Below are 22,309 nucleotides of genomic sequence, written 5' to 3' on the forward strand. Positions count from 1 at the left end.
AGTGAACGACGATCTTGTTATGCGGACGCGGCGTCAGGATCGGCTCGCAGTTGCTCCACGACCCGACGCATCTCGGCCGTCTCGTTTATCGACCCGCTCTCTGCCCGTGCAGTCAGCGCCGTCGCGACGGATTCGCGTGCCTCGACGAGCCGTCGGTCCAGGCGGTCGGCGCGGTCCGCCTGGGCCGGGGTGAGCGGTTCGTCCCGGACGGCCGTCAGGAGCGCCCGCGCGTCGCGGGAGACCTGTAGCGCCTGCCGTCCGTGGTCCGTGACGAGTTCGCTGTCGTTCTGTGCCCACTTGACCTCCTGTGACCCCTCGTCGACGATGGCGACGAGGAACGCCGCCTTCGACAACTGCGTGTCGGTGCGGCTGACGCCGGGGTCGAAGTCCCCCCTGGCGTCGATACCGACCAAGACCGTTCGCTCGGCCGGGTTGTACGCGTCCGAGGGATACGCGGCGCCCCCGGCGGCGACGGTTCCCCCCAGAAGCAACGTCACTACGACGACGCCGAGGAACACGCGCGACGCACCCTGGACCGGCTTCAGTTCCTTGAATGGGTTGTTCCGGGTGCGTTCGAAGGAGAGGGCGTACGCCTCGCTGACGGTGTCCGCGAGGTCGTGCGTGTGTTCGGAGGCGCCGGTCACGACGACGCGCCCCGCTCCGGTGATCCGAACGAAGGCGTTGTGGAACCCACCGTACAGCACCATCAAGCCAGGGCCCTCCTGGAACGATTCGCGTGTCACCTCGTCGTAGTTGTCGTCGGACCGAATCGCCGGGAGGATCGACTCGAGGCAGTCGACGGGGTCGTCGACGGTCGCCGTCGAGACGAAGATCGAACCCTTCTCGGCGCTGATCCCCTCGTCGACGTCGGCGAGTCGCCGGCGGACCGACGTGATCGCGCGCTTCGTGTACGCGATACCGAAGGGAAGCGTCGCCGCGACGACGCCGAGCGCAACCGTCGGCAGGAACCGAACGGGCGATCCGCCGTAGTGTATCGTCGCCCACGCGGCGAGCAGGATCGAGAACCCGCCGCCGCCCCAGGCGACCGTCCGAAGCTTGTTCATGTTAGCCGAAGAACGTCCGTTTGAGACGCCCGAGAAGGGTCGTCCGTCGGGCCTCGATCTCCGCTTCGCAGACGGGACGGAGCTTTCGCTCGAGGTCCTCGCGACTCTCGAACCGCTCCACGTCGGCCTGCTGGAGGAACTCCGCCAGCATCATCGAGTTCCCATCCTCGTCGAGGGTGATGTTCTCCAACGGCATGTTCCGCTCCAGACGTCGCGAAGTCACCGGATAGGACCACCCGGACTCGACGATGAGTTCGTGGACGGCGTCGGGTCCGACCGTCATACGGTGAACGTCGGCCCGCGAGGTAGATAAATACATCGTCCCCGGTTCCCCAGGGTGGGCGGCGGCACGTACCCACCACGGCCGGGTCGCTCGTCGGGGCCGCCGACGGCGGGAACGACGACCGGGTCGGGCCGGTCGCCACGTAGGGGAGGGTCACTCGTAGACGTGAAGCGACCCCGTCGCGTTGTCCTCGATGTAGTCCCAGTCGTACTCGACGCCCAGTCCGGGACCGTCCGGGACGGGAACCGTCCCGTCCGCGTCGACGGCGTCCATCATATCCGAGTACCCGCCTTCGTAGACGGGTGGTTGGGTGTTCTGGCACTCGGGGTGGACCAGAGCGAGTTCGTAGTAGTTGGTGTTCCGGGTGGCCGCGATGCAGTGTCGCTGTGCCGGTCCGGGGGCGTGGAACTCGACGTCGAGACCGAACGCCTCGGCCATCCGAGCCACCTTCATCGCGCCCGTGATGCCCGCATCGTACTCGGGATCGGCGCGCAGGAAGTCCGTCGCGTCGGCGGCAGCGAAGTCAGATTTCATCTCCAGTCCCCGCACGTGTTCGGTCTGGAGGATCGACGTGTCGAGTTTCTCCCGGAGTTTGCGGTGGGCGTGCTGTGAGATGCCCGCGTCACGGAACGGGTCCTCGTACCAGAAGAAGCCCTCCTCGTCGAGCGCGCGCCCGAGTTTCAGCGCGTCCGCGAACGTCTCCAGTTCGCAGGCCGGGTCGTGCATGAGGTCCATCTCCGAGCCGGCGCGGTCACCGACGGCGTGGACGGCCTCGATTTCGCGGCGCAGGTCACGGGAGTCGTCGCCGCCGCCCCACCCGTGGATTTTGAAGCCGTCGAAGCCGGCATCTCGACACTCCTCGGCGAAGTCAGCGAACGCCGCCGGCGAGTCGAGACCCCCGGCGTCGTCGCCGTGATACGTCGAGGCGTAGGCCGGGATGCGGTCCCGGTAGGTGCCGAGCAGTTCGTGAATCGGCGCGTCGTAGTACTTGCCCGCGAGATCCCACAGCGCGATGTCGATGGGACCCATCCCCATCCGGTCGTACTTCCGGAGGGCGCGCTTGATCTCAGACCAGTGTTTCTCGCGTTCGAGGGGGTTCTTCCCGACGAGATACGGGGCGATGATGTTGATCTGGGCGGCGCCCGGGGAGTTCCCGCCGACGTACTCGCCGGTGATCCCCTCGTCCGTGTGAATCCGCAGACCGAACAGCTTCCGGTGGGTCGTTTCTCCCGGATCGTACACGAGGTTGAACCCGTGTTCGTCGGTCCCGACGTCCTCGAGCGGGTACTCGAACTCACGGCTCTCTATTTTCGTGATGGTCAACGCCATACATCCAGAGTCCGGACACCGGGTAATAAGTATGGCTGCACGGGACGGGGCCGTCCGCGGATCGACCGAGTGGCGGTAGTATTTTTCCCCTCCATCCGCGTAGGGACTGTCGATGTTCGATCCCTTGGAAACGATACTCCTCACCGTCGGCCCGAACGACAAGAACCGCCTCGACGAACTGGGGGAGGCGGTCCTCCAGGTCGCGAAGCCGGCCGATGCGACGGTCGTGATCACGCACGTCTTCACACCCGAGCAGTTCCGCGAAATCGCCGACGAACTCGGCATGCCGGACCTCGCCGAGACGGAAGTCGACGAGGTGTTGGAGCGACACGAGTCGGTCCGGCACTTCGAACGGCTCTTCGCCGACCACGGCGTCGACTACGCGGTCAAAGGCGTCGTCGGCGACATCAGCGACGGCATCATCGACATCGCCGAGGCGACGAAGAGCGACCGTGTCGTCGTCTCCGGCCGGACGCGGTCGCGAGTCGGCAAGGCGGTGTTCGGTAGTACGGCACAGGACGTGCTGTTGAACTCGCCGTGCCCGGTCACGTTCGTGAAAGCGAAAGACTGAGCGGTCCGAGGCCGGTTATCGCGTCACTCGTAGACGTGAACCGATCCCGTCGCGTTGTCCTCGATGTAGTCCCAGTCGTACTCGACGCCCAGTCCGGGACCGTCCGGAACCGCCACGGTGCCGTCGTCGTCGATTGTGTCGATCATGTCCGAGTACCCGCCCTCGTAGACGGGTGGAATTGGGTTGTCGACCTCCGGGTGGACCAGGGCGAGTTCGTAGTAGTTCGTGTTGCGCGTCGCGGCCATGCAGTGTCGCTGTGCCGGCCCGGGGGCGTGGAACTCGACGTCGAGACCGAACGCCTCTGTCATGCGGGCGATTTTCATCGCGCCCGTGATGCCCGCGTCGTACTCGGGGTCCGCGCGGACGAAGTCCGTCGCGTCCGCCTGCACGAAGTCTGAGTGGGGCTCCAGTCCCCGCACGTGTTCGGTCTGGAGGATCGGCGTGTCGAGTTTCTCCCGGAGTTTTCGGTGGGCGTGCTGTGAGATGCCGCCGTCGCGGTAGGGGTCCTCGTACCAGAGGAAGCCCGCCTCGTCGCACGCACGGCCGACTTTCAGCGCGTCCGCGAACGTCTCGTACTGACAGGCCGGGTCGAGCATGAGGTCCATCTCCGAACCGACGCGGTCACCGAGCGTTCGAACCGTCTCGATTTCCCGGTCGATGTCGCGCCACTCGTCGGACCCCCAGACGTGCATCTTGAACGCGGGGTAGCCCATCTCCAGACACTCCTCGGCGAAGTCCGCGTAGGCCTCGGCGGAGTCCAGGCCGCCGTTCTCGTCGGCTTCGTACGTCGAGGCGTAGGCCGGGAGGCGGTCCCGGTAGGTGCCGAGCAACTCGTGAATCGGCGCGTCGTAGTACTTGCCCGCGAAGTCCCACAGCGCGATGTCGATGGGACCCATCCCCATCCGGTCGTACTTCCGGAGGGCGCGCTTGATCTCGGACCAGTGTTTCTCGCGTTCGAGGGGGTTCTTCCCGACGAGGTAGTCCGCGAACGTGTTGATCTGGGCGGCACCCGGGGAACTCCCGCCGACGTACTCGCCGGTGATCCCCTCGTCCGTGTGAATTTGCAGCGCGAACAGCTTTCGGTGGGTGGTCTCGCCCGGGTCGTAGACGAGGCTGAAGCCGTCCGGATTCTGTCCGACGTCCTCCAACGGATACGAGAACTCCGTGCTCTCGATCCGGGTGATCGTGGGTGGCATATCCCGTGATTCCGGGACAGCGACATAAAGTTGCTGGACGGCTAGAAGTGCGAGAACTTGTCGCGGCGATAGAGGTTGAGTTCGCTCACGGTGTTCGGCGGGCGCTGTGTCGCCGCGAACGCGATGGCCTCGGCCACGTCTTCGGGTTCGGTCACCTCGCCCGGATCGAAGCGCTCCTTGAGTGGATCGTCGGTCTCCGAGCCGAACTCCGTCCGCACCTCGGTGGGGTTGACGACGCTGACGGCGACGCCGTCGTCCCCGACGGCACCTTCGAGGCTCAGTGCGAACCCGCGCGTCCACCACTTCGTCGCGGCGTACACCGGGTTGTAGGGTCGCGGGTGCTGTCCGGAGAAGCTCCCGAGGAAGACGAGATTCCCCGAGGACGCCTTCAGATGCGGCAGCGCCGCCTTGGCGGTGTAGAACATCCCGTTGACGTTCACGTCGGTCATCAGTTCGTACTCCTCGATGGAGAGGGATTCGACGTCCTTGTCGACGCCGAGACCCGCGTTGGCGACGACGACGTCGATACCGCCGAAGGTGTCGGCCGTCTCGGTCACCGCCGACCGGACCTGCTCCGGTTCGCGAACGTCCGTCGGCAGGACCAGCGCCTCGCGCCCGTGTTCGGTTCTAATCTCGTCGGCGACGGCTTCGAGTCGATCTTCGCGACGCGAGGCGAGGGCGACGTGGGCGCCCGCGTCGGCGAGTCGAAGGGCTGCCGCCCGGCCGATTCCGGAGGTCGCACCGGTGACGAACGCGATCCTGTCGTCGAGAGCATCGGTATCCATGGCGGACGCTCTCGGGCGACTACATTAAAAGTGTGCCCGGCGACGGACTCCGATCCCCGGCGCTGAACCCGGAGCAGTCTGCCGGCGCACGGCTATCGACGACGACGAACAGGCTCGTGAGAGACACCGTCATCACGCGCGTCGGCCCGTCGATGTGACGTGCCGTCGCCGCGAGAGCCGGTAGTCCGCGTCAGAACGCACTCGGCGTGAAGCCGCCGTCGACGGTGATGGTCTCGCCGGTGACGTACGACGCGGCGGGGCTGGAGAGGTAGACGACGGCGCCGGCGATGTCCTCTGGCCGACCGATGCGTCCGATCGAGGCCCGGTCGAGGATGCGTTCGTACCGGTGGCTCCCCTCGGCGTAGGCGTCCGCCGTCTGTGGGGTGGAGACGAATCCCGGCCGGACGGCGTTGACGCGCACGTCGGGACCCAGATCCTTGGCCGCCGCGTGCGTGTACCCGTCGATGCCACCCTTGGCCGCCGAGTAGGCGGCCAGATTCTCGATGCCGAGGAGGGCAGAGAGCGACGCGATGTTGACGACGCTCTCGACGTCGGTTCGGGTGACGAACGTCTGTACCGTCCGATGGACGCCTGTCAGTTGGACGTCGAGTACCCGGTCCCACTCGTCGTCGGTCACGTCGGAGACGGCGGCACGGGCGATGGCGCCGGGCGAGTTGACAAGGGTGTCGACGGTACCGAAGCGCTCGACGGCCGCGTCCGCGAGGGCGTCCAGCGATTCGCGGTCGGTCACGTCACAGGTGACCGCCAGGGCCTCGCCGCCACGTTCGCGGACCGCCTCGGCAGTCTCGTCGACGCGCTCTTCGGACCGACTCGTCGGGACGACGTTCGCACCTTCGGTGGCGAAGGCGAGGGAGATGGCCCGGCCGATACCGCTCGTTCCGCCAACGACGACGACCGTCGATCCCTCGGCACTGATCGGTTCGTAGTCGACAGCCGCGGGAGTGGATTGTTCGTCGGACACGGCTACTCGATACGCACCGACCGCCATATACGTTCGCGTCGATTCCCGGACGACGTCGCCGCGTCGTCACCACTCACCGGTACTGTTAATAATATCCATTATGCAGGGGTAGGCACATGTCTGACGTGAAGATTTCCGGAGTAGAGACGTATTTGGTCGCGAACCCGTGGAAACCGTGGGTGTTCGTGGAAGTCGAGACGGACGCCGGGGTCACGGGTATCGCCGAGGCGACGACCCACGACAAGCCACGGACCATCGCCAAGGCCATCGAGGAGATGTCGGACTACTTCGTTGGCAAGGACCCCTTCGACACCGAGCAGATCTGGCTGGAGATGTACCGGGACGAGTGGTTCTCGAAGGGCGTCGTGAACACGACGGTCTGTTCGGCCGTCGACATCGCCTGCTGGGACATCAAGGGAAAACTCCTCGACAAGCCGGTCTACGAACTGCTCGGCGGCAACGTTCACGGCGACCGGCTTCGAGCCTACGCCAACGGGTGGTACACCGACACGGAGGGTGACCCCGAGGGCTTCGCCGAGGCGGCCGAACGGGTCGTCGACGACGGCTACGACGCGATGAAGTTCGATCCGTTCGGGACGGCGTGGCAACGTATGTCGAAGAAGGACCTCAACCACTCGGTCGACATCGTCCGCGCGGTTCGCGAGGCGGTCGGTCCGGACGTCGACCTGCTCATCGAATGTCACGGCCGCTTCACCGCGGGGCAGGCAGTCGACATCGCGCGGAAACTCGACGAGTTCGAGCCGACGTGGTTCGAGGAGCCGTGCCCGCCGGACTCGATCAGTAGTCTCGCCGAGGTGGCCGACAAGTCCCCGATTCCGGTAGCGACCGGGGAGCGCCACATGACGAAACACGACTTCTTCGACCTCGTCACGCGAACGGACGTCGACGTCTTCCAGCCGGACCTGATGAACACCGGCGGGATCACCGACGGCAAGAAAATCGCCGGGCTGGCGGAGGCCGACCACGTCAGTATCGCCCCACACAACCCGCAAGGACCGGTCGCAGGGGCCATCTACTCACACTTCTGTACGTCGACGCCGAACTTCATGATCCAGGAGATGTTCCAGACCTACGACGTGGACTGGGTCGACAACCTGCTCGTGGACCCGCTCGAAGTCGAGGACGGCTACGTCCACGTGCCGGAGGGCCCGGGCTTCGGCATCGAACTCAACCACGACGTCGTCGAAGAACACGCCTACACCGAGGACAAAGTCCACACGATCAACCTCTTCGAGAAGGACTGGGAGAAGCGGGCGGTCGAGAAGCGATAGCCGGCCCACGCGCCGGCGCGGATCGTCGACGCCGCGAGGGTTACTCCGGAACGCCGTACACGTCCCGGGACCAGTCCCGCGTGAGCGTATCGTAGACCGGCTCGTTTCGGTCGAGTTCGTCGAGACGACGGTGGTCTTCGGGCGCCAGTTCCCACCCGAAGAGGTCGATATTCTCCGCGACGTGGGTGGCCGAACTGGACTTGGGGAGGACGACGACATCCTTCTCGACGGCCCACCGGAGCACGATCTGGGCGGGCGTCTTGTCGTACTCGTCGGCGAGTTCTCGGACGGTGTCGTTACCGAGGACCGCCGTCCGCGCCAGCGGGGCGGCGGCCTCCACGGCGACGCCCTCGGAGTGACAGTACTCGACGAGGTCGGTGCGCTGGAACTGGGGGTTGAACTCGATTTGGTTGACGGCGATGGGCACGTCGCTGATGTGCAGGGCGTTACTGAGCTGGTAGCCGTCGAAATTCGACACGCCGACGTTTCGAATCTTTCCTCGGTCGTAGAGCGTCTCCATCGCGTCCAGCGTCTCACGCAGTGAGATGGCGGGGTTCGGCCAGTGAATCAGATACAGGTCGAGATAGTCCGTCCCGAGTCGGTCGAGGGAACGCTCGCAGGCCCGAACGACGCTCCCGTAGTTCAGGTTCTTGGGAAGGACCTTCGAGGTGAGAAACAGGTCGTCGCGGTCGTAGTCGGTCAACGCGTCGCCGATAGCCCCCTCGTTGTGGTAGCCCTCGGCCGTGTCGACGTGGGCGTAATCGCCGTCGAGGGCGATGCGCACGGAGTCGCGGACGGTGTCGTCGTCGAGGTCCCAAGTCCCGAGACCGACGGTCGGCAGTTCGTCTCCACTCGGCAGCGTCACGGTTGGCACGGACATTCGTCCGAACCCTCACGTTCGGAGGCAATAATTCACGGGGGCGCCGTCGAGCTATCGCCGCCCGAACGGGGACCGGGTGCCGCGACGCGCCGGCGGCCCGTTATCGATCCGGTGCGAGGTGACCCAACGAGTCCATGGTGTCGCGGAGCGACGCGCGTTCCGCCTCGGAGAACCCCTGAACCGGTGGTCGTGGCACGCCGAGGTCCCGGCCGGCCAGCCGAGCGGCCTCCTTGAACCCGGCGGGGAACGTCCCGCCCATGAGCGCGTTCGCGAGCGGCGTGACCTCCTCGACCTGCACCGAGCGGGCCCGGTCGAGTTCGCCGTCCCGGTAGGCGTCGTACACCGCGAGGAGGGGGTCCGGCGCGACGTTCGCCGTCCCGGTGACGCCCCCGTCCGCTCCCAGGACGAGGCTGGGCAGGAGCAAGGAGCCGAGCCCCTGGAGGTAGGCGAAGTCGTCCGGGGTGTTCGCCACGACCCGGGATCCCCAGGTGAGGTCACCGCTACTGTCTTTCAGGCCGACCACGGTGTCGACGTCCGTGGCTAGTTCGCTGACGGTGTCGACGTCGAGCGTCTGCCCCGTCATGGAGGGGAGGTGATAGAGGAGGATCGGCAGGTCGGTCGCGTCCGCGATGCGAGTGTAGTGGTCGTACAGGCCGGCCTGATCCGTTTCGAGGAAGTACGGCGTGATGGCGATGAGAACGTCGGCGCCGGCGGCGTCCGCTCGCTTCGTCCGTTCGACGGCCTCGAGCGTGCCGCTGGCGCCGACGCCGGCGTAGACCGGGACTTCACCGGCCGCCTGCTCGACGACGAGAGTCGTCACCCGCTCGAGTTCGTCGGTGTTCAGATTCGACAGTTCGCCGATGGAGGCGCCGGGAAAGAGACCGTGAACGCCCGCGTCAATCAGAAAGTCGACGTGGTCGCGGAGTCGCTGTTCGGCGATACTGCCGTCCTCGTCGAACGGGGTCAGGAGTGGGGGTACAATCCCTCGTACGTCCGTCATAAGGTTCGCCTATCCCGACCCGGGCGCCGACAATAAAGGTTGTCCTGGCGGCGCGGCGGACTCACCACTGCTGCAAGGCGTGCGAGCCGTGTTGCCACGACAGGACGCCGAAGAACGTCACCGCGGCGGCCAGCGCGGCGAGTCCGCCGGCGAAGAACACCCACTCGATCCCGAATCGGCCCATCACCCACCCACCGGCCAGCGGCGCGAGCACGCTTCCGGGCTTCCACACCAGCGACCGGACACCGAAACTGCTGGTGATGCCTTCGTCCTTTCCCTCGTCCGCGAACAGCGCCATACTGGCGGGTTCACGGAACGCGTCCGCCACCCCCAGGAGCCCGTTCAAGAGGACGACCACGAGCACGGCGCCCGTGATCTCGCCCGCGATCGGGAGCGAGAGACCGACCAGCCCGTCGAGTGCGGGTGCGAACGGGACCGCGAGTGCGACCAGACCGTAGGCCCCACCCCCGACGAAGACGAAGAAGGCGCGACCCCGACGGTCCGAGAATCGCCCGGCAATCGGCTGGCACAGCATGTTGGTGAACTTCTCGACGGCCAGTACGGCGCCGACGACGACCGTGCCGTACGCGAGGCCACCCTGTGCGGCCGAGACGCCGACGAAGATCGGCACCCACTTGCGGACGAGGGAGACGGCCACGGCGTACTGGGCACGAAAGCTGGTGAGCGTCAGGATGCGACGGTTCACTGCGAGGTCGGTGAACGCGAACGTCGTGATCCGTGTCTGGTCGTCGTCGACGAACAGGTAGACGCCGAGCGCCGCGAGCGACAACAGCACGGTCAAGAGTCCGAACACGACGGAGAAGCCGGTGAGCGCGTAGAGAATACCCGCTCCGAGCGTGCCAGCGATGCCAGCAGCCATCCGGAAGGCGTTGTACTTCCCGATGTAGTTGGCTCGGCGGTCCGCCGGCGCCAGATCCCCGACGAGTGCGAGGCTCAAGAGACCGGTCCCGGTGAGGCCGAGACCCTGGAGTACCCGTGCGGTCAGGAATCCGTCGACGGTCGTCACCCCGGCGAAGGTGAGGTAGGCGAGGACGCTGACTCCCAGTGCGGTGACGAGGAGGGCTCGTTTGCTGTACCGGTCGCCGGCCCATCCCAGCGGCACGATACCGACCGTGCGTGCGAGTTCCAGTGCCGCGATGAAGACGCCGATGGTCACTCCGGTCGCTCCGAGCGCGGAAATGTAGTCCGGAAGGAGCGTCAGCACGGTCATGAAACCGAAGCTGGCGGCGAATCGGGTCAGATAGAGCGAGGAGAACTGCAACTCGTCGTGGGCGAGGTTCATATTGACTGGACCTCGTGACGGCTGTACAAAACGCGTACCGGAACCGGAACACCGGCCGGTACCGTCCCACCGCCGGACTCGGCCACGAAACGGGCGGTGTTCGGATACGGACCAAGGGTGAGGCGGTGCGTTTTTTGAGTGTCTCTGCCCGATAGCCTCAACGGTCGTATCGACCGGGTCGAGTGAGGAGTTGTGGAACGAGAGAAAACACCACGGCTGTTGATGGAGCTCAGTATTCGGTGCTATCTTGTCGGACTGTCACTTTCGAATACTGTCTCTACTCTTGGGAGATTCGGTGTTGAACGGGCACACTCCACCGTCCACGACGGGGTGCAGAGGGCCGAGTGACAGCCCGAAGCCGGTCGAAGCCCGACTCACGTTGCGGTCGATGAACCCGTGATCCGACTCAACGACGAGCGATGTTGGCTGTACGCCGCGGTCGATCCAGAGACGAACGAACTACCTCACACAACGCTTGAGCCGACGAGAAAAACGGTATCACATACTCGTTCTTCCACGAAGGCGCGAGAAACACGACGTTGATCACGCCGTGTTTCTCGTCGATGGCACAACACCGCTGAACGACGCGAGCCGTCGTCACAGTCTCGATTTCAGATACGAACGCCACGGAAATCGGAACAGCGTCGAACGTGTCTATCGTGAGGGAAAACACAGAACCACCAGTTTCTCGAATTGTTTTAGTAACGCCGAAGTAGAAACTGTAAACGAGTGGCTTCGATCGTTCGCCGTCGCAGGGAATCAACTAATCTGAACAGCACCCCGCGAGCCGTGCCAGGGTATTTTGTGATCGGCGGTGCTTGACCGAATATGGGCGATCCGACCGTCGGGGACATCCTGAACCGAATTCGGCAACACGATTTTCATCCGGTCGACGAGCGGAATTTCACGGTCGACCGAGAACTTGCGAAGGACGGTATCGCCGATCTGTCCGATCCCGACTGGCGGATTCGTCTCCTCGCGGTTCGGGACCTCGTTCGGCGTTGTAGCGGCGGCGGGAAGCCTGATGAGTCACGCACCGAGGTCCGTCAAGCGCTGCGTGATAACGACCCACAGATCCGCTACGTCTGTGCGAAGGTCTGCGGCATCGTCGGTGACGAGGGAGCCATCAGGGATCTCGAACGCGTCGTTCGAACGGATCCGAACGGGCCGGTCCGGGCCCAGGCAGTGCTGTCGCTCGGACAGCTGGAAGCGAGCGAGTCGCTCGGACTGCTCGAGGATATCGTCGACGACGACGACCGGGACGTCGGCCGCCGAGCCCGGATTGCTATCGATCGGATAGAGAAGGGGAAAGGCACGACCGACGCGCTACTGACGGCGTATCAGCGGCTCGACCCGGAGACGTTCGACCGGGTATCCGCGGGTGACACCGCCCCCGAGTTCCGACTGACCGACACGGAGGGAACCGAGTGGGAACGATCCGCTCTCGCGGCGGAAGGCGAGTGGCTCGTTCTCGTCTGGGTGTTCGCGGACTGGTGTCCGGTGTGTCACCGCGAGTTCGACGAACTGCTCGAACTACGCACGGAGTTCGACGATGCCGGCGTCTCGATCGTGACTGTCGAGTGTCACGACCGCTACCGCGGACGGGTGATGGCCGGAATGGAACTCGAACCGGACTACTGGTCCTCGGAGGACTCCTTCCGAGACACGTATGAGAGGGATCTCTGGTGGCCCCACTTACTCGATCACGCGGGTGCCGTCGGCGCGACGTTCGGCGTCGACCCACTGGCGTTCGCGGTCCACGCGGAGTACATCAACCGACCCGCAACAATCGTCGTCGATCCGAGCGGGACGGTTCGGTTCGCCTATTTCGGGACGTTCTGGGGGGATCGACCCTCGATCGAGAAAACCCTCGGGATGATTCGTACGAAGGAGTTCGACTTCGAACATCCCGAGCGTCGAAGGGCCGCCGACCGATGACGGATCGACTGCAAGCCGAGTTATCGCCCAGAGGAGTACTGTGCCGAACTACGTCACCGTCGCCGAAGGCCGGTTACAGATGCTTGCCGTCGATCAGCCGTCGGGTGACGTGCTCCCGTCTCGGCGCGGGGAGAACACGCGAAGGATCCTAGTCGTCGGACGTCGAGAGGATTTCGCGGGACGCACGCTGCAGGATGTCCAGACCCGTTTCGGCCTCGTCGATATCGAAGTGCTCGTCGTAACGTCCGCATAGGGCGCTGTCTCCGGGTCCCCACGTGATCGCCGGCACGTCAGTGTGATTGATGAACCACCGCGTGTCGGCGGCCCACGGACGGCCAGCGGGTTCCGTCGAGACGCCAGCAACGTCGCTGGAGTGTTTTCGGAATACCTCCGCGGGGTAGGAATTGGTCGGAGCGTCCGTCGATTCGTACGAACTCACGCGCTCCCATTCGATGTCGAGGTCGTACTCCGAGGCGACGTCCTCGAGGAGAGCACCGACCTCCTCGTCCATCTCGTCGACCGTTTCGTTGGGGAAGAAGCGTCGCTCGAGACGGAGCGTCATCTTCTCCGGAATCATATTGCCCGTCAGCCCCCCCTCGATCTGTGTGAGGTTCGCATAGGCCGGCCCGACCAGTTCGTGCTCACGCTGTCGCAGTTCGTCGTCGTACTCCAGCAAGCGGCCGACGAGTGCGTGTGCCTCCTCGATGGCGTTGACACCGGAATCGGGGCGTGCGGAGTGTCCCGGCTCCCCGTTGACCGTGATGTCGTACCACGCGAGCCCTTTGTTCGAGGTAACCGTCTCCATTCGAGTCGGTTCCAGCACCACGGCGTAATCGCCTCCGTACCCTTCCTCGATGAGTGCAAGCGTCCCCGGGTCCCCCGTTTCCTGTCCAATCGGTGCGTGGACGATGATCGATCCGTCGAGACCACCCGACTCGATCTCCGGTTTCAGGTTCTTCGCGGTGAGCATCGCGAGGGACAGGCCGAGTTTCATGTCGACGCTCCCGCGACCGTAGAGTTTCCCGTCCGCTATCTCCGCTCCGTACGGATCGTGTTCCCATCTGGAGCGGTCGCCTGCCGGGTAGACGTCGGTATGTCCGTTCAGGACGAGGGTGGGGTCACCCGAGCCGACCTGTGCGACGACCTGTGGGCGGTCCTCGAACGGCTTTTCGATGACCTCCGCATCGATGCCTTCCCCGTCGAACCAGTTCGCGACGAACTCGGCGACCGGTTTCTCGTTTCCTGGAGGGTTTTCGGATTCTATTTTGACCAGCTCGGAAACCAGTTCGATCAACTCGCTGTCCGTACCACTAGCTCGCTCTCTGGGCATGCACACTGGCGGACACCGCGAAGCGGATTAAACCTTTCTCCGAGAGCAGTTGCGTAGCCGTACGACGAAGACGGGACGCGAATCGGCCGACTCGGAACGCCGATATCGGCGGGGATTACTTCGTCATGACCGAAGGTCGTTTGTGATTGGTACGCAAACCCACGAATCGGCCCAGTCAGTTCCAAACGCCCGATATGTGAACAGTTCTCGCACGCCGTCGGTCCGATAACTAATCACACTCCTAGTTTTGTTATTCTAGGTCCGTTTCGGGAGGCCCAGTACTGAAGACGTGCAGTGGAGCGAGGACACCAAAGCACGGTATCAGCTCTATCAGACGTTCTTAGCTGTCGTCTCTACGTCTCGTAGGAATCCTCGGCCTGCAGTTCGACCTCGATTATGTTAGCTTTGTTTATAACGTAGTTTGGAAGTTTGTTGTAGAAATAATCATCAGTCATCTGTGACTTCGGAGCCGAGAGGCTCACCGACCCGAGTAACTGTCCCTCGTCCCCGTGAATCGGTGCCGCAACTGCTCTGAGCCCCAACAGCTCCTCTTCGTCGTTCAGCGCGTATCCCCGCTCTCGGATGCGCTCGAGTTCCTCGAAGAGCGCCTCGTCGTCGGTAATCGTATGTGGCGTTCGTCGCTTCAGCGCGTTGTTTCGGACGATATCCCGCGCTTGCTCTGGTGGAAGGTTGGCGAGGATCGCCTTTCCCGATGCGGACCAGTGGAGCTGCCAGTCCAGTTTGGCCTGATGCCAGATGTACAGGTCCGAGCCGACGGAGTTCTCACCAAACGCCTGATACAGGGTCACCTCTCGTCCGCCGTGGTTCGTGATGAGGTGAGCGTTGTTCCCCGTCTCGTGGGCCATGGTATCGACCACCTCCCGGCCGACGCGATAGAGCGGAAGGTTGTTTCGAACGTGTTCGCCGTAGGTGAGAAATTGGGGCGCGAGCGTGTACTCCCGGTTCTCCTTCACGACGAATCCGTTCTGACAGAGCGAGTTCATGTATGCCTGGAGCGAACCCAACGAGAGGTCCATCTTCTCGGCCAGTTCGGTCAGTGTTACGTTCCCCGCCTGGCGGATGTGCTCCAAAATCGTACAGGCCCGATCCACCGATTGGACGGTTCGAGGAGAATCGGTATCCATTACCACGATATCGACGTCGACACCCATATATTTTGGTATTATCGAAGTTACGTGTCGGGGGATTCGGACGGTTCCCGGACGTATCACCCCGTCCGGAGAGTAGCACCAACCTTGATTACGTTTCACCCGGTATCCACGGGCGATGCCACGCCCGGTGACAGCAGCAGGCTTCGTTCGTCCGGATCGTGCAGAGATAGCCGGAGTAGAGGGCAGTCACGACGGGTGTCGTCGGCCATGATCGATCCGCAATCGGTTCCTCGGTTCGCGGGGGTCGCGACGTTTATGCGGATGCCTCACGTGTACGACCTCGAAGGGACGGACGCTGACGCCGCGTTTCTTGGTGTTCCGTTCGACGACGCGACGTCCTACCGACCGGGCGCGCGATTCGGCCCACGATCGATTCGCGAGGCGTCGACGCTGCTCAAACCCTACAACCCCGAGACGGGGACCGATCTGAGCGAGTTCACGATCGTGGACCACGACGACGTTCCGGTAGTGCCGGGGTACATTCGGGACACCTTCGAGGTGATCGAGGAACACGTCGGGGCCGTCCTCGACCGTGGGATCGTCCCGATTCTCGCGGGCGGCGACCACTCGACGACGCTACCGGTCCTCAGAGCGCTCGAAAAAGAGCACGGCCCCGTTTCGCTCGTCCAGTTCGACGCCCACTCCGACCTGTGGACGGAATACTTCGGACGCGACCACAATCACGGGACGACCGTCCACTACGCGATCGAGGAGGGACTGATCGACCCCGAGACGTCGATTCGGATCGGTGACCGGGGCGGACTCTACGGCGCCGAAGACGTCGAACGATTCGAAGCCTCCGGGATCGAGTCCTACACGGTCAGCGAGGCGACGACGCTCGGGTTGGACGCGGTCGGAGATCGGATCGCCCAGACGGTTGACGGGCCAGTGTTCGCCACGATCGATATCGATTCCGTCGATCCGGCGTACGCGCCCGGGACCGGGACGCCGATGCCCGGTGGGTTCTCCTCGCGCGAGATCCTCACGCTCACCCGCCAACTGCACGGAGTGGATCTGATCGGGGTCGATCTAGTCGAAGTCTCACCACCGTACGACGACCGGTCGGGATCCACCGCGATCCTTGCGGCGAATCTGCTGTTCGAGGCACTGTGTGCGGCCCTCGGGTGAACAGTCGACCGAGAAGACGACGGAGACCATCACAGAATATGAAAGAAGTACACGTCGAAGCGAAATGTGGCGCTGCGTTCGAACTTGCCGCGGGCGAATCGTTCGAAGTAATCGACACCCACGGGGGACAGGCAGTCGACGTGACTGGATTCCCGGAGACGGACACCTCGGAGGCGTTTTCTTCGAAATACACCTATCGGCGGACGGGCAAGGTCCGCTTCGAGGAGGGGGACAGCCTCTATACGACTGCCGGGAAGCCGCTCCTGACGCTCGTCCACGACGACTGTGGTATCAACGACCTCCTTCTCGCCCCCTGTAACGAGTGGATCGTTGCCGAGTATTACGACCAAGAGGACGAGATCGGGTGTCGCGGCAATCTTCAGGAGGTCCTGAAACCGTACGGAATCGATCCCGAGCGCATCCAGGACGTGATGAACCTCTTTACCAAGGTAACGATCACGGACCACCGATACTTGGATTTCCGAGCCCCACCGTCCGATCCGGGCGATACGGCCGAGCTTCGTGCGGAGCGCGACGCTATCGTGGGTGTGGCCCCGTGTACGGGTGACTCGGTGCTCAACGAAGGTGGCCCCACGGCAATCGAGATCCGTGTACCCGACGACGCGGTGGTCACTACCAACTTCTGACCGGGAGTCCGGTGACGTCGCTCGGGCGCTATCCGATGGAAGCGATCTCCTGTTCGGCACTCGAAATGACTTCGGACCCGTCGTCGGTGACGACGACGATCTGCTCGGACATGAAGAACTCGTCGTCGGTCATGACGGCTGGCTCGATACAGAGGACCATTCCGGGTTCGAGCGTCGTTTCGTCGTATCCCGTCAACTGCGGTGCCTCCGAGAGGGTGAGACCGATGCTGTGACCGATCTTCGTCTCGGAGGTCAACCCGAGACGGGAGCCGAGGCCACGAGAGCGGTACGCGTCTCGACATCGGTCGACGATGTCTGCCGGAGTCAGTCCGGGTTCGACGGCGTCAGCGAGCGTGTTCGTCACGGAGGCTGCAATCCGGTTGTGCTCTCGCTGTTCGGGCGAGGGGTCTCCGACGACGGCCATCCGGTTGTAATCGGCGTGGTATCCCCCGACGGTTGCACCGATGTCCAGAAAGAGCGTGTCACCCGCATCGAGGGTCACGTCCGGACGTGGAAGGATCTCGAAGGGGTTCGTACACGCGAGCGTCCAGACCGGGCGACCTCCGTGTTCGCTGACGAGTCGATTACAGACTGAGACGACCTCTGTCTCGCTCATTCCCGGTTCGATCTCGTCGAAGACACGGTCGAAGGTCGCATCGATGGCCGCGGTGGCACGACGGATGCAGTCGATTTCGGCGTCGGTCTTCGTCATCCGGAGCGATCGGAGGACGTCGCCCGCATCCAGAAATTCGGCGTTCGGGAGCGAGCCCCGAATCTCCCGAAGCGCACACAGAGGAACGCCGAGTTTCAGATCCGTGGTGGTTCCCGACCCGACCTCGAGTCCGATGGTCGGAGCCGCCGGGCAGGACTCCCTGATCGCGTCGACCGTTAACGGGGCGTACGACTGGACGGTGTCGGAGCCCCGTTCGTAGTACGTGCGAAGAGTACACGCGCCGTCGGTGGCCTGCCGGACGACGGCTTCGAATACGTTGTGTACGATCAGCGTCGGGTCACCCGTCTCCGGAACGACGGCGATGGTCGGGAACGCAATCGAGCGGGAGAACTGGCGATACCACGCGGCATCCAACCCTGCACCGGCCCCGAGGTATTCGACGGTTTCGGGGTTCGTGATCAGTACTGCGTCCATCTCCGTTTCCGAGAGGGCCGCGCGTGCCTTCTCGTATCGCTTCCGGAACTCCGAGCTATCGAACGTCACGATCCGTGTTCAGATTGAGAGATCAAAAACGTTTCCGCCGACGGACGTCGGGATCCGGTACGACAATTATAGAATGATTTCCAGATTCCCAGAATTTAGTAGGGCTGAATAGTCCTCTCGATTAAAAACGTTCAATGGTGGGTTAGCTATAATATGGTAGAAATTAGCATGTCCAGCGAAGCTATGAAGCAGTCACAGATCAGACGCTGGTGGGTAGTGTTCATACTGGTGAGTAACGCGACCTTTCTGGGATATTTATATTATTTCCAGTCTCCGGGAGCCGTGGCCTTCGGCCTCCCCGTGACGTGGCTCGTGTTGCTCGGCATCATGCTCGCCGTGTTCGGTATCAACAGTACCTTTGCGTGGTACTACCTCAAGAAGCCGAACCTCCGCGAGGTGTTCGGCGGTGCCGCCGATCAGGGAGGTGATCTGTAGATGGTGACGACCACGTGGATGTACATCGGCCTCGCGGTGACGGCTCTCTACCTCATCGTACTGTTGGGCCTGGCCGAGTACGGGAGTCGGCTGACGGAACTCTCCGTGAGCGACTACTTCGTCGCGAGTGGATCGCTCAGTAGTTTCGTCGTCTTCTTGACGATGATCGCGTCGGCGTTCTCGGCGTTTACGTTCCTCGGAGGGGGCGGTATCGCGTACAGTTCCGGCATCTCCGGGATCGTGCTGGTCGGAGCGGTCGCGTTCATCGATCTGCCTGCCCTCGTCATCATCGGCGAGCGCGTCTGGCGGATGAGCAAGCGCGGGAACGATTACGTGACGCCTGCGGACCTGCTGTGTGACCGATTCGGGGACAGTTCGTCGCTACGCGTCCTGATTGCACTCATCTCGATCGGCTTTACCATCTTCTACGTGACGATTCAGTTCACCGGGATGGGGCTGGTGTTGAACGTCCTGACCGAGGGACTGATCTCCCGGCAACTCGCGGCGGTGATCATCGGCGTCGTGATGGCAGTGTACATCGCCATCGGCGGTATGCGTGGCGTCGCGTACAGTGACGCGTTACAGGCGGTTCTCATCTGGGTCGGCCTGATCGTGGTATCGGCGTACGTCCTGTGGACGACGCCGACGAGCGTGTACGCGCGGGTGTCCGAGACCGTCGACTACGCGAACCAGTTGACGATGGACCCCCTGTACCTGTATACGGCCGCCGTCGGGTTCGGGCTCTCACAGTCGGTCTGGCCGTTCATCTGGCAACGGTACTACTCGGCCAAGCGCGTGTCCGGACTGTGGGGGATGGGATTCGGTTCCTCGCTCGCGGCCATCGGGCTGCTCACGTTCTTCCCGATGATCATCGCCTACGCGGGACTGGTCGCGTTCCCCGAGCTTTCGAATCCCGATACGGTCATCCTCCGGTACATCCTGGAGATGCCTGGTCCCCTCTTCGGGGTATTGATGGCCGCGGCGGTTGCAGCCGCAATGTCGACCGCCGACTCGATGATCCTGATGATGGGCTCGATCGGTGCCCGGGACGTCTACTCGGAACTCGTCGGGACGAGCTACTCGGAAAAGACGCTCTCGCGGTATTCCAAGGTCCTCTCGGGTATCTTCGGCGTCGTTGCGCTCGGGATCTCGCTTCTCGATCTGGGCCTTCTCGTCGAGATCGCGATCGATCTTGCGGTTCCCGGCTACGCACTGCTGGTCCCGCCAGCACTGGCCGCGTTCTTCTGGCCTCGGGCCAACTGGCAAGGCTCGGTCGCCGGTCTCACGACTGGCCTGATCGTGCTCCTCTACTACAACGTCGCCGACGCCGCCGTTCCGCTCGGACTCTGGATCGGCGTTCCGGGCCTCGTGGTCTGTACCGTGGTGATGATCGGAGTCTCACTCGCGACGGAGAAACCGGACTCGGAGCGCGTCCAGGAGTTCGTCTACGACTTTCGGGACCGGGACCTGTCCGATCTGGAGGGAACCTACCAGGAGCGCCGTGAGGAGGTGTCCGGGGAAGGCCGCGAGGAGGTGTCCGGGGACTGACTCGCTTCGAGATTTCACGCCCCGTAGATTCGACCGGTTCGACGTGACACGAGTCCGGAGACCGAACCGGACGGCCCCTCGTGTTCGACGTCCGTCCCCGAGCCGACGTCTCGGAAAACGGTCGAGCCGTGGGCGCTCGGGTAACTAGACACGTTCGTTCAGTTTTTGCGTCGGCAGGAGTTTCGGATCGTGGCTATCGGATGCTTCTCCGTCTGCCAACCAGTGGCCACGGACCCGATGAGATCGACCCCCGTGAGTCGTGTTGGGCAGCCGTGGCAGGGCACGAGTAAAAATAGTTCTCTAGTAGAGTGGTTGAGCTGAACAAAAAACAGCAGCTGATCCTATACTGGGACATTTTGCAAAACATTCATATTACACGCTTACGCCATGTCGGTATGGAAAATCAACAACCCGAACGGAACGAGATAGAGCGGCTCGATCGGGAGTACACTCTCGGCACGTGGACGCGCCAGCGGGATTTCGATCCGACGCAGATCGTCGACACCGAGGGACCCCGGATCGTGACCGCCGATGGTGACTCGATCCTGGATTTCAGCAGCCAGTATGTCTGCACGAGCCTCGGCTACGACGCGGATCGGGTGTGCGACGCGGTCGCCGAACAGATCCGCACCGTTCCGTACGTCAACCCGGGCTGGTCGACGGAGCCGCGAGCGCGACTCTCCGAGAAACTGGCCGAAATCACGCCGGGATCGTTGAAGAAGACGTTCTACTCGACCAGCGGGACCGAGGCGAACGAGGTCGCATTCAAAATCGCCCGGTCGTACACGGGAAAACACAAGATCCTCTCCCGATACCGGTCGTACCACGGAGCGACCGCAGCCTCGCTTTCCGCCTCCGGTGATCCTCGACGGGTCGCACAGGGACCGGAGATCCAGCCGGAGGTTCCCGGTATGGTGAAGGGTCCGGATCCGTATGCGTATGGGTCCAGCCTCGATCCGGACGAGAGCCTAGAGTACATCGACGAGATGCTGACACTCGAGGGAGACACCGTCGCCGCCGTGCTCGTCGAACCGCTCGTTGGATCCAACGGTGTGTTGACTCCACCGGACGACTATCTGCCCCGGCTTCAGCGGATCGCACACGACCACGGCGCGTTGCTGATCTGTGACGAGGTGATGACCGGATTCGGGCGGACTGGCGAGTGGTTCGCCTCGACGCTGTACGAGGCGGAGCCGGACATCATCACAATGGCGAAGGGCCTGACGGGATCGTATCAGCCGTTGGCGGCAACGACCGTCACCGAGGAGGTTGCGGACCACTTCGAGGACAACCTGCTCAATCAGGGACACACGTTCTCCGGGCATCCGACGGCCTGCGCGGCGGGCGTCGCAGCCATCGAGACCTACGAAGAGGACGGACTCGTCGAAAACGCACGGGAGATGGGTCAGTATCTGAAGTCCGAACTCGAATCGTTGGTCGAACGGCACCCCAGCGTCGGTGAACGCCGCGGAATCGGGCTGCATCAGGGCCTCGAACTCACGCGGAGCGAGGAAGAGCGGGTACCATTCGAGCAACGGAGCGACAAGGTGTCCGGCAAGACGACCGTCCTCGACGAAGTCGGGGCACACGCGCTCGACAATGACGTGTATTTCTACACGTCGGTCAACACCATCGTCGTCACACCGCCGCTGACGATCACCGAGGACGACGTCGACGAAGCAGTCGACGCACTGGACGAGGCGCTCGAAATCTCCGACGCCGCCATGGACGAGTAATCACCGCCTCGGGACATTCGTGCGGACGGTGTGTCCTCCCGCTCGGCCGACGCCGAGTCCGGGTGTGACCGGATGCCGAGACCTCGCTGTCGGGACGCACGATTCGGCGTGATCGAAATGACAGGAAAATTAATTGTTCGTCGTTCTTCCTCGATGAATGTACGTTCGACGACGGCTCGGCCCACGCGTCGTTCGGATGGGGCGTGGCTCCGCCGCGGTCGCGGGAGGTCCCCCAGCACAGTGGAATCAGCGGCTCCACCCGTCGAGCCGACAGTTCTCGTGCTGTCGGAGGCAAACGGCGGGAAGGTCCTGACAACTCCGCGTCGGATCGAAGCGGCGTGAAACGGACGGCCGGTGTCGGGATCGGGATCGGCCGTCATCGGATCGATCACGAAACATCGACCGTCACGTGATTCGGATCGGTATCAGCCGTCGGCGGCCGGTCGGGGCTCCGTGTCCGATATCGTCCCCGGG

The 22,309-nt window shown here is 63.5% G+C and carries 20 protein-coding genes and 1 pseudogene; 9 read left to right on the forward strand and 12 right to left on the reverse strand.

What is annotated here, in order from left to right:
• Nucleotides 1-17: 17 nt before the first annotated feature.
• The 3 genes from V8686_RS15450 to V8686_RS15460 form a co-directional block, all read right to left on the reverse strand.
• Nucleotides 18-1,064 carry a hypothetical protein gene (locus V8686_RS15450; protein ID WP_379705879.1) on the reverse strand — a complete coding sequence of 349 codons (1,047 nt, stop codon included), beginning with the start codon at nucleotides 1,062-1,064 and terminating at the stop codon, nucleotides 18-20.
• 1 nt (nucleotide 1,065) lies between these two features.
• Nucleotides 1,066-1,347 carry a hypothetical protein gene (locus V8686_RS15455; protein ID WP_379705882.1) on the reverse strand — a complete coding sequence of 94 codons (282 nt, stop codon included), beginning with the start codon at nucleotides 1,345-1,347 and terminating at the stop codon, nucleotides 1,066-1,068.
• A 153-nt stretch (nucleotides 1,348-1,500) separates the two neighbouring features.
• On the reverse strand, nucleotides 1,501-2,676 hold the full coding sequence (locus V8686_RS15460) for a mandelate racemase family protein (protein WP_379705885.1): 1,176 nt from the start codon (nucleotides 2,674-2,676) through the stop codon (nucleotides 1,501-1,503).
• A gap of 112 nt (nucleotides 2,677-2,788) precedes the next feature.
• Between V8686_RS15460 and V8686_RS15465 the strand changes: the two genes are divergently transcribed.
• Nucleotides 2,789-3,247, forward strand: coding sequence for a universal stress protein (locus tag V8686_RS15465; protein ID WP_379705888.1), 459 nt, complete (start codon nucleotides 2,789-2,791; stop codon nucleotides 3,245-3,247).
• Nucleotides 3,248-3,270: 23 nt separating this feature from the next.
• On the opposite strand, the gene V8686_RS15470 is transcribed toward V8686_RS15465, so the two are convergent.
• From V8686_RS15470 to V8686_RS15480, 3 genes are all read right to left on the reverse strand, one after another.
• Entirely contained in the window at nucleotides 3,271-4,443 is a 1,173-nt protein-coding gene (locus tag V8686_RS15470) for a mandelate racemase family protein (protein WP_379705891.1), read from the reverse strand.
• Nucleotides 4,444-4,484: 41 nt separating this feature from the next.
• Nucleotides 4,485-5,228 carry an SDR family oxidoreductase gene (locus V8686_RS15475; RefSeq protein WP_379705894.1) on the reverse strand — a complete coding sequence of 248 codons (744 nt, stop codon included), beginning with the start codon at nucleotides 5,226-5,228 and terminating at the stop codon, nucleotides 4,485-4,487.
• Between the two features lie 190 nt (nucleotides 5,229-5,418).
• The gene (locus V8686_RS15480; protein WP_379705897.1) at nucleotides 5,419-6,237 is read right to left on the reverse strand and encodes an SDR family NAD(P)-dependent oxidoreductase; all 819 of its coding nucleotides are present in this window, start codon (nucleotides 6,235-6,237) and stop codon (nucleotides 5,419-5,421) included.
• 152 nt (nucleotides 6,238-6,389) lie between these two features.
• Between V8686_RS15480 and V8686_RS15485 the strand changes: the two genes are divergently transcribed.
• Complete coding sequence (locus tag V8686_RS15485; protein ID WP_379705900.1) at nucleotides 6,390-7,502, forward strand: mandelate racemase/muconate lactonizing enzyme family protein; 1,113 nt, start codon at nucleotides 6,390-6,392, stop codon at nucleotides 7,500-7,502.
• A gap of 40 nt (nucleotides 7,503-7,542) precedes the next feature.
• On the opposite strand, the gene V8686_RS15490 is transcribed toward V8686_RS15485, so the two are convergent.
• The 3 genes from V8686_RS15490 to V8686_RS15500 form a co-directional block, all read right to left on the reverse strand.
• Complete coding sequence (locus V8686_RS15490) at nucleotides 7,543-8,382, reverse strand: aldo/keto reductase (RefSeq protein ID WP_379705903.1); 840 nt, start codon at nucleotides 8,380-8,382, stop codon at nucleotides 7,543-7,545.
• A 100-nt stretch (nucleotides 8,383-8,482) separates the two neighbouring features.
• A complete protein-coding gene (locus V8686_RS15495; RefSeq protein ID WP_379705906.1) occupies nucleotides 8,483-9,382 on the reverse strand; it encodes a dihydrodipicolinate synthase family protein in 900 nt (299 codons plus the stop codon).
• 61 nt (nucleotides 9,383-9,443) lie between these two features.
• Entirely contained in the window at nucleotides 9,444-10,685 is a 1,242-nt protein-coding gene (locus tag V8686_RS15500; RefSeq protein ID WP_379705909.1) for an MFS transporter, read from the reverse strand.
• Between the two features lie 192 nt (nucleotides 10,686-10,877).
• Between V8686_RS15500 and V8686_RS15505 the strand changes: the two are divergent.
• Together V8686_RS15505 and V8686_RS15510 are read left to right on the forward strand one after the other, a co-directional pair.
• Nucleotides 10,878-11,457 (forward strand): annotated as a pseudogene (locus tag V8686_RS15505) (IS6 family transposase).
• 56 nt (nucleotides 11,458-11,513) lie between these two features.
• The gene (locus V8686_RS15510) at nucleotides 11,514-12,623 is read left to right on the forward strand and encodes a HEAT repeat domain-containing protein (RefSeq protein WP_379705912.1); all 1,110 of its coding nucleotides are present in this window, start codon (nucleotides 11,514-11,516) and stop codon (nucleotides 12,621-12,623) included.
• A gap of 148 nt (nucleotides 12,624-12,771) precedes the next feature.
• Here V8686_RS15510 and V8686_RS15515 read toward each other — a convergent pair whose 3' ends face one another.
• Nucleotides 12,772-13,953, reverse strand: coding sequence for a M20 family metallopeptidase (locus V8686_RS15515; RefSeq protein ID WP_379705916.1), 1,182 nt, complete (start codon nucleotides 13,951-13,953; stop codon nucleotides 12,772-12,774).
• 353 nt (nucleotides 13,954-14,306) lie between these two features.
• Nucleotides 14,307-15,098: an IclR family transcriptional regulator gene (locus tag V8686_RS15520; protein WP_379705919.1), complete on the reverse strand. Its 792-nt coding sequence runs from the start codon at nucleotides 15,096-15,098 to the stop codon at nucleotides 14,307-14,309.
• Between the two features lie 288 nt (nucleotides 15,099-15,386).
• On the opposite strand from V8686_RS15520, the gene speB reads away from it, so the two are divergent.
• Both speB and V8686_RS15530 read left to right on the forward strand, forming a co-directional pair.
• A complete protein-coding gene (speB, locus tag V8686_RS15525; protein ID WP_379705922.1) occupies nucleotides 15,387-16,253 on the forward strand; it encodes an agmatinase in 867 nt (288 codons plus the stop codon).
• Nucleotides 16,254-16,291: 38 nt separating this feature from the next.
• Nucleotides 16,292-16,900 carry a DUF1989 domain-containing protein gene (locus tag V8686_RS15530; RefSeq protein WP_379705925.1) on the forward strand — a complete coding sequence of 203 codons (609 nt, stop codon included), beginning with the start codon at nucleotides 16,292-16,294 and terminating at the stop codon, nucleotides 16,898-16,900.
• Nucleotides 16,901-16,928: 28 nt separating this feature from the next.
• Here the strand turns inward: V8686_RS15530 and V8686_RS15535 are convergent, their stop codons facing one another.
• Complete coding sequence (locus V8686_RS15535; protein ID WP_379705928.1) at nucleotides 16,929-18,116, reverse strand: M24 family metallopeptidase; 1,188 nt, start codon at nucleotides 18,114-18,116, stop codon at nucleotides 16,929-16,931.
• A gap of 228 nt (nucleotides 18,117-18,344) precedes the next feature.
• Between V8686_RS15535 and V8686_RS15540 the strand changes: the two genes are divergently transcribed.
• From V8686_RS15540 to V8686_RS15550, 3 genes are all read left to right on the forward strand, one after another.
• Entirely contained in the window at nucleotides 18,345-18,551 is a 207-nt protein-coding gene (locus V8686_RS15540) for a hypothetical protein (RefSeq protein ID WP_379705930.1), read from the forward strand.
• On the forward strand, nucleotides 18,552-20,099 hold the full coding sequence (locus tag V8686_RS15545; RefSeq protein ID WP_379705933.1) for a sodium:solute symporter family protein: 1,548 nt from the start codon (nucleotides 18,552-18,554) through the stop codon (nucleotides 20,097-20,099). It abuts the gene before it with no gap.
• 395 nt (nucleotides 20,100-20,494) lie between these two features.
• Nucleotides 20,495-21,835: an aminotransferase family protein gene (locus tag V8686_RS15550; RefSeq protein WP_379705936.1), complete on the forward strand. Its 1,341-nt coding sequence runs from the start codon at nucleotides 20,495-20,497 to the stop codon at nucleotides 21,833-21,835.
• Nucleotides 21,836-22,309: the final 474 nt, after the last annotated feature.

The organism is Haloplanus litoreus (assembly GCF_045690335.1).
Lineage (GTDB): Archaea > Halobacteriota > Halobacteria > Halobacteriales > Haloferacaceae > Haloplanus > Haloplanus litoreus.

Coding starts and splice junctions, on each gene's coding strand:
- V8686_RS15495 (WP_379705906.1), bottom strand. CDS start 9,382: ATGACGGACGTACGAGGGATTGTACCCCCACTCCTGACCCCGTTCGAC.
- V8686_RS15480 (WP_379705897.1), bottom strand. CDS start 6,237: ATGGCGGTCGGTGCGTATCGAGTAGCCGTGTCCGACGAACAATCCACT.
- V8686_RS15450 (WP_379705879.1), bottom strand. CDS start 1,064: ATGAACAAGCTTCGGACGGTCGCCTGGGGCGGCGGCGGGTTCTCGATC.
- V8686_RS15520 (WP_379705919.1), bottom strand. CDS start 15,098: ATGGATACCGATTCTCCTCGAACCGTCCAATCGGTGGATCGGGCCTGT.
- V8686_RS15510 (WP_379705912.1), top strand. CDS start 11,514: ATGGGCGATCCGACCGTCGGGGACATCCTGAACCGAATTCGGCAACAC.
- V8686_RS15490 (WP_379705903.1), bottom strand. CDS start 8,382: ATGTCCGTGCCAACCGTGACGCTGCCGAGTGGAGACGAACTGCCGACC.
- speB (WP_379705922.1), top strand. CDS start 15,387: ATGCCTCACGTGTACGACCTCGAAGGGACGGACGCTGACGCCGCGTTT.
- V8686_RS15500 (WP_379705909.1), bottom strand. CDS start 10,685: ATGAACCTCGCCCACGACGAGTTGCAGTTCTCCTCGCTCTATCTGACC.
- V8686_RS15515 (WP_379705916.1), bottom strand. CDS start 13,953: ATGCCCAGAGAGCGAGCTAGTGGTACGGACAGCGAGTTGATCGAACTG.
- V8686_RS15460 (WP_379705885.1), bottom strand. CDS start 2,676: ATGGCGTTGACCATCACGAAAATAGAGAGCCGTGAGTTCGAGTACCCG.
- V8686_RS15465 (WP_379705888.1), top strand. CDS start 2,789: ATGTTCGATCCCTTGGAAACGATACTCCTCACCGTCGGCCCGAACGAC.
- V8686_RS15470 (WP_379705891.1), bottom strand. CDS start 4,443: ATGCCACCCACGATCACCCGGATCGAGAGCACGGAGTTCTCGTATCCG.
- V8686_RS15545 (WP_379705933.1), top strand. CDS start 18,552: ATGGTGACGACCACGTGGATGTACATCGGCCTCGCGGTGACGGCTCTC.
- V8686_RS15475 (WP_379705894.1), bottom strand. CDS start 5,228: ATGGATACCGATGCTCTCGACGACAGGATCGCGTTCGTCACCGGTGCG.
- V8686_RS15530 (WP_379705925.1), top strand. CDS start 16,292: ATGAAAGAAGTACACGTCGAAGCGAAATGTGGCGCTGCGTTCGAACTT.
- V8686_RS15550 (WP_379705936.1), top strand. CDS start 20,495: ATGGAAAATCAACAACCCGAACGGAACGAGATAGAGCGGCTCGATCGG.
- V8686_RS15455 (WP_379705882.1), bottom strand. CDS start 1,347: ATGACGGTCGGACCCGACGCCGTCCACGAACTCATCGTCGAGTCCGGG.